The sequence below is a fragment of the Flammeovirga aprica JL-4 genome (genome assembly GCF_012844305.1).
Classification (GTDB): domain Bacteria; phylum Bacteroidota; class Bacteroidia; order Cytophagales; family Flammeovirgaceae; genus Flammeovirga; species Flammeovirga aprica.
Window position 1 is genome coordinate 1 of record NZ_JABANE010000226.1, and the last position, 4,105, is coordinate 4,105.

Below are 4,105 nucleotides of genomic sequence, written 5' to 3' on the forward strand. Positions count from 1 at the left end.
TAGATATGTCAAACAATCTAATCTAGCTTTGTTGATTTTGATCTGTGAATTTATTTTTTCAAACAATTTCGTATATTCGTGTTGACTCTCCATAATTGATAAATTTTGTATGTCGAAATTCAAATTTAATCAATTTCATGGAGAGTCATTTTTTTGTCATATACTTAGATGGAAGAATTAAAATAGATGATTATATTTATTGTCGCATAGTACAAATCGCAAACTGTAACAAAAGAAACTAAACCTAATAATATAATGAATAATAAATCCTCACTACCTAGGAAGGTGTTAAGTGCCAACGTCACCTTGAGCTTTAGAATTGTATTACCCTCTAAAAAATCAATATGAGTGACAAGAAGTTTAAAATATTATTCATGCTATGTTTAGCGATAATTTATATTGCTTTATCTTTTTCTCCTCAGAGGTATACAGTAGGTATTGTCACTTCCTTTAAAGGAGCTAGCCCGTCAATAAGTTATAAAGTAAATGGAGATATATATTCGGTAGCATCTTCTGGATTAAGGGGTACTGATCAAAAATATTGGTTAGTTCAGTATTCAAAGTTCATTCCAACTTGGGCAGGTGAAATATGTCCACTAGAAAAGAACATGCATGCACCACCCAAAGGTTGGACTTTAGAAGAAGTTGATTCCTTACAATTATTGAACGCGAGAGCTAGAAGGGATTTAGGGCTGTGATTTAGAAGTACGGACTTACCATAAAAGCAATGTGACCGCTTCATTCGTCAAAGCCAATATTCATTGTCTTCTTTGATGACTACGTTATTCAAGAAAATCACTACTATCCCTTTGGTATTAATATGACCGTTAGTGATAAACAAGGTAAACTGGAATATAGGTTCAAGTAGAATGTTCAAGAGAAACTGGAGGAAATTTAGTTTTTATCGATTAGGTACTAGGCATTATGATGCTAGTTTTGGGAGGTAGTTTGTGGTTGATCTGTTAGCAGAAAGTTGAGCGATATTCAGTTTATAATTATACTTATTGATAATCCGATTAGGTTTATTGACCCTAATGGAATGCTACAGTGTCTAATGAAAAACCTTTTTTTAAAGAGAAGAAGTAGGAGTTATGTAATCAACAGATCTAAAAACAAATATAACAGTTAAAGGCACTGTACTAATTCACACATATCCAAAAAAATGAATAGCATAAAAATAATAATATCGTTCGTGTTTTTTCTAAGCTTTTCCTGCTCGGAAAGGTTAGAAAAAAAATAGAAATTGTCAAAACAGGGCAGTTTGAAGGATTAATTCGTGTTGAAAAAACTGATGGTTCTGTTTATTATTTTGATAAAAACTATAGAGATGATCATGATTATGGTTATCGAATCGATAGTATAGGTGATAATTTGTATAGATTTAAAGGTTTTTATTCGAATAAAAAACTAGCTGGTATTTCTTTTTTAGATACTTTATCTAAGCAGCAAGGCTCACATATAAGATTTTATAGAAATGGATTTATAAAAGATTCCACTCAATATTTAAATGGTATGGTAAACGGTTGTTCTTTTTTCTATGATAGTATAAACCAAAATGAACTTCTGAATAAAACTTGTTATGAAATAGTTACTGACCTTGAAGGGAATCAAAAAGAATGGTTAAAATCTATTGAAAATTACAAGAATGGTTTAATAGATTATAATTGGGAAGCGTATAAAATTAAATTTTTATCGAGTAATACAGTTCATTTAGGAGATACATTAACCTTCAAAATTACATTAGATAACTTGGTCTATGATAAAATTAATATTTTTGTTTCTGAGGATTATGATGAGTTTTTTTATGATGGTGAACCTGATAAACAAAATTTTATTGTCGCAAAAAAAAATGGAGAAAGTGATATTATTTGCCAAGATATAGCAAGGAAAAGAGGTAAGTATTCAATTAGATACAAGGTAGTGAATTATAATTTTAACTCCCCACATAATAACGAAAGTAGAAAAATTTACTACGTTAATATTCCAATTAATGTAATTTGAAATTTTTCACACTGTTCCGAATGTTAAGCATTAGCGTCAATCGGAATTAATCAATCGGATAAGTTTCCAACTTATTACAATAAACCAAAAGAAGGTAGGTAAAATAACAAGGTCAATTTTTGATATGGTATTTATCAGAAATTGACCTTTACAGCACAATAATCAGAAGCAAACACCAAAAAATGAGATACACACTCTTACTGTTTTTATTTTTTTCATTCGAGGTTTTGAATGCACAGACCTTTCCCTCCCTTTCCCAAATCAAACAACAGAAACAGCTTATACAACAACAGCAGTTGGGAGACAGTTTATTGCAGATGGGAAAAGTACCCCAACTGTTACCTTTTGTAGGAGGACGAGTAGGTATGTTATCGTCAGTCCCTGATTTCAACCCTGGGAAAGAAGGTGATAATACATTGCATCCTAATATAGCACCTTACCTTACATCCGGTATTAGTTACCGCTATTTACGTTGGGAAGCAGAAGCAGTGGTGGGGCTAAATGTAATGCTCAATACCGATTCCATAACATTAGGAATTTCAGATCGTTGGCTAGCAGAAGGAAAAGTAAAATACAGATTAGGCGATCAAAGAAAAGGGATACTCAATGTAGGGCATGGATGGCAACCCAATACCAACTATATCAGTGTAGGAGGTGGTTATGCGTGGAAAAATAAAAAGGATAAAATCATTACACTGTATTCGGATGTTAATTATCACTATCAGCACAATGATTGGGGTGTATTGGCAGGGATTTCTATCGGTTTTGGAAAGAAAGGATTGGATCAAGTGATCAAAAGCAACCTCAATGGTTTTGATCCCAATCAAGAAACCCAAAGCCCAAATCTCAAGATGTTGGATCAATTCAAAGACATGCAAAATATGTCATTCACAGATGGCTTCAACCTTTTGACAAAAGCTTTGAATATAGGAAATACAGTCACTATAGAACAGCAAGATCCACTTAAAGTCACGTATTCTCCCTCCATACAGTTGCCTCTTAGTGATGCATGGAGTGTAGGTGTTGGTCCCAATATTTCCATGCAATATGATTCCTTGCAGACCAATTGGTCTTTTGGAGGTAGAGCGTTTGCTAGAGTACAACCCCATAAATACTTACCTTATTTGCAAGTAGAATATTCTGGGTTGTATGAACCCGATTCTCTTTCCTTTTCCAAAGAGGGCATTTCATCAGAAACAACTTCAAGTTGGAAAAGTGATATCTTGATAGGTGCCGGGTACTCTTTGCAGGTCGGAAAATTCTTCTCTATAGAAGCATCTGCAATGCGGAAAACCGGCTGGGTGGATCCAGTGGATGGAAATCCATGGCAATTTCAAATATCGACCAAAAAAGACTTACCCTTTGCGGACCCTGAATTAGATGAGTTTGAAATCCCTGAAACCACTATTGATTTAGGGAAGTTTCTCAAAGTAGGAGGGGGAATTAATATGACGTTAGGAGAAAACCCTGGCGTGGAGGCAGCTCCACAGTTTTATAAAGCAGTGGGGGCGAAAAAGAAAACCAATATTGGTATTTCACCCTTACTTCGTTATTCAAGAATTGAAGACAAAGATCTTTGGGTATATGGAGGCAGAGTGTTCACTCAATACACTCCTCTTAAAGGTTTGCCACATTTGGATGCAGAAATAGAAAGTATGAATGCTTCAGATCCTATTCAACCAGAGTATAAAAGACATTGGTATCCATCTTTTAGAGCAGGTACAGGTTACACCTTCCAATTTGGAAATTTCTTTGGTGTCAGTTTTCAGCTTCTTTATTCTTTCGTTTACGAAGAGAGATACAACCCTCTCCAAAATGACCCTTGGGTGTTCAGGATTGGATTTACTGGAATATGATTTTAAATTCTAATGTAAGAAGGTACAAACTTAAAAAAGTGAGATTTGAATAAGTTAATTTTTATTATGTTATTCACACTGCTATCGTGTAAATCAAAGGTTGTTAGTACTGAAAACAATAGATTTGAGGAATGTTTTTTTGGTAATGGATGATTTAGGTTGATTCTTTGTTATATGTATATGAGACATTACAAAGAAATACGTTGTCCTCACTGTGAAGGCAACGATATAGTGAAAAATGGTCATAG

Annotated in this window: 3 protein-coding genes; all 3 read left to right on the forward strand. The window is 33.8% G+C overall.

All coding sequences use genetic code 11. The features are described from left to right. Positions 1-374 precede the first annotated feature (374 nt). The 3 genes from HHU12_RS33195 to HHU12_RS33205 all read left to right on the forward strand — a co-directional run bounded on the left by HHU12_RS33195 (position 375) and on the right by HHU12_RS33205 (position 3,857). Positions 375-698, forward strand: a complete 324-nt coding sequence (locus HHU12_RS33195; RefSeq protein WP_205960065.1) for a hypothetical protein — start codon at positions 375-377, stop codon at positions 696-698. Positions 699-1,371: 673 nt separating this feature from the next. Further along, positions 1,372-2,001, forward strand: a complete 630-nt coding sequence (locus HHU12_RS33200) for a hypothetical protein (RefSeq protein WP_169661023.1) — start codon at positions 1,372-1,374, stop codon at positions 1,999-2,001. 182 nt (positions 2,002-2,183) lie between these two features. Further along, positions 2,184-3,857 (forward strand): hypothetical protein, encoded by a 1,674-nt coding sequence (locus HHU12_RS33205; protein WP_169661024.1) that lies wholly within the window; start codon positions 2,184-2,186, stop codon positions 3,855-3,857. Positions 3,858-4,105 lie beyond the last annotated feature (248 nt).

Bases quoted from the DNA above. Each gene is read 5' to 3' on its own strand.
- HHU12_RS33195 (WP_205960065.1), top strand. From the start codon at position 375: ATGCTATGTTTAGCGATAATTTATATTGCTTTATCTTTTTCTCCTCAG.
- HHU12_RS33205 (WP_169661024.1), top strand. From the start codon at position 2,184: ATGAGATACACACTCTTACTGTTTTTATTTTTTTCATTCGAGGTTTTG.